This is a genomic window from Streptomyces synnematoformans (genome assembly GCF_039531005.1).
In the GTDB taxonomy this organism is placed as follows: domain Bacteria; phylum Actinomycetota; class Actinomycetes; order Streptomycetales; family Streptomycetaceae; genus Streptomyces; species Streptomyces synnematoformans.
This window is the reverse complement of the sequence record NZ_BAAAPF010000560.1, coordinates 1-2,408: the sequence shown is the minus strand read 5'-3', so window position 1 is coordinate 2,408 and position 2,408 is coordinate 1. Positions and strand designations below refer to the sequence as shown.

The 2,408-nt window shown below is 77.9% G+C and carries 1 protein-coding gene and 1 pseudogene; both read right to left on the bottom strand.

Translation table 11 applies throughout. The features are described from left to right. Positions 1 to 1,291 (bottom strand): PucR family transcriptional regulator ligand-binding domain-containing protein (locus ABD317_RS35955; RefSeq protein WP_344296094.1); only part of this gene is annotated, 1,291 nt, incomplete at its 3' end. A 268-nt stretch (positions 1,292 to 1,559) separates the two neighbouring features. Beyond that, positions 1,560 to 2,408, bottom strand: a pseudogene (locus ABD317_RS35950) (hypothetical protein); the annotation flags it as partial.

Below are 2,408 nucleotides of genomic sequence, written 5' to 3'. Positions count from 1 at the left end.
CCGCCTCCGCGACCGCGCCGCCGTCCGTGGCCAGGACGACGAGCCGCCCGGCGTCGGGCACCGCGAGGAACGACTCGCCGGACCCCGCCGCCGCGGCGTCGAGCGCGTCGGCCAGCTCCCCCAGCACCTCCGGCAGCGGCTCCGGGTCCCCGTCCCCCGCCGGCGCGACCGGTGCGACCGGCGCGGCGGCCTCGACGACGAGGAGCCGTACGGGGGCGTCCAGCAGCCCGCCGTAGAGCGGGCCGGCGACGGACCGCGCGTGGTCGGGCTGGCCGGCGAGCAGCAGCCGCAGCACCGCGGTGCCGAGGCGCTGCTCGGCGGCGGAGAAGGCGCTGGAGCGCTCGGTGACGAGGGTGAGCAGGGAGACGGCGGCGTGCACGGCGTAGCGCTCGGCGGGGGTGAGCCGGCCGCCGGTCCCGACGGCGAGGACGCCGCGGCAGTGCCGCCCGGAGCCGAGGGACTGCAGCTCGACGCGGTCCTCCCCGGCGTCCGGGCCGTCGGCGGTGACCCCGGATTCCGCGGCCCCGGGCTCCGCGGCCGCGGGTCCCGCGGCCCCGTCCGCCGTGCCCCCGTCCGCCGTGGCCCCGGCTCCCGGGACCCCCGCGGCCCCCGCCGCCGGGTCCTCCGCCGGCCCCTCCGCGCCCTCGGGCCGTACCCCCGCCACCACCGCGCTCGCCGGCGCCGACCGCCGCCGCAGCCGCGCCACGTCGCCCTTCAGCGCCTCCGCCCACACCGCAGCCCGCCCCGGCGACACGGCAAGGACCTCTCCCGTCGTGTCGTACAGCGCCGCCCATCCGCGCACGTGCGCCGCGAGCCGGGCGACGACGGTCGCCGGGCCGTCCGCGCCGAGCGCCGCCCGGGTCAGGTCCCGCTGCGCCTCGAAGCCACGGGTCAGCGCCCGGTACTGGTCGGCGGCGATGGCCGCGGAGACCGCCTTGGAGATGGCGATGAACGGCGTCTTCCGCGGCACTTCCAGGAGCGGCACCCGCGCCTCCCGGGCCGCCGTGAGCAGCGCCTCCGGCACCGTGTCGAAGTTCACGCCGACCCCGAAGCCCACCCCGACCACGCCGGCATCCGCCAGCCGCCGCACGTAGCGGTGCATCGCGTCGGCGTCGTCGACGTCGAGCTTCAGCGCGGTGGTCAGGATCAGCTCGCCGCCTTCGAGGTACGGCACGGGGTCTCTCAGCTCGCTGGTCTGTGCCCAGCGCACGTCCGCGCCCAGTTCGTCGGCTCCGGTGAGGACGGAGAGCTTGAGGGCGGGATGGCGGACGAGTGAGGCGAGCGTGGGCATGGCACCTTCTGGCTGGTGCAGCGGCCCGCGGGCCGCTGTGCTGGTTCATGACTGTCTGCGCGATCGCCCCGGCCGGGCCGGAGCGTACGCGTCCGACCCTGGCCGTCCCCCATCCGACCCCGACCGGCGTCCGTCCGGGACCCGTCGGGGATCCGACGATCCACACCGCCCTCCGACCGCCGCGGAGGTCTCCGACCGCTTTCAGACTGTGGCTGTCGCCGCACCGTTCCTTACGACGCTCCGTATGAACGGCTCCGCCCATTGTGCCTCAGTGGTGCAAGTCGACGAGCACCGGCGGCGTCCGCTCGCCGCCCACGGTCGTCACGGACAGCACCGCGTGCCCGGGCGGCAGCGTGTTCGCCAGCTCCGAGGCCGACCAGCGCTCCCGCTCCACGGTGCGCACCGTCACCGAGCGGCTCATGGCTTTCGTACCCGTGAAGACCTGCCGTATCCATCGCAGCAGCCGCCGGAGCGGCCCGCCGGAGACGTCCGGGACATGCGTGACGTCCTCCGCCTCCACCCACTCCGCGCCCCACGCCTCCGCGAAGTGCCGGCCGTCCCACGTGCTGACGCCGGTCAGCGCCATCCGGCAGCCGACCGCCGCCAGCAGCGGCCCGCGCACCGGCTCGGCCACGTCGTCCAGCCCGCGCAGCCCGAGCACCACGCCGGCGTGCGCGGCGCGCAGCCGGCCGACGGCCCGTACGGACTCGGGGCTGGCGGTGCGCGCGGCGTCGTCGAGGACGAGGGCGGCGAAGAGGGAGCGGTCGGCGCGGGCCGGGGCGGCGGCCGTGAACTGGGCGAGGAGCAGCCGGGCCAGCAGGCGGGACGCCTCCGCGTGCGTACGCTCCGGCAGCGCGATCCGTACCCGCATGGGGTGCTCCAGCGCCCGCATCGAGAACTGCCGGCCCCGGCCGCGGGTGTCGAAGAACCGGGCGAAGACGGGGCGGTCCAGCACCGCGAGCCAGGCGGCGAGCACGGCGTCGACGTCGCCGGGGCGGGACAGCTGGCGCTCGCGGGCGTCGAGTTCCCGGAGGGCGGCGGCGGCGCGCTCGGCGGCGTAGCCGGCGGGGTCGGCGGGGCCGGTGCCGGGGTCGTCGGGGCCGGCCCCGGGGCCGGG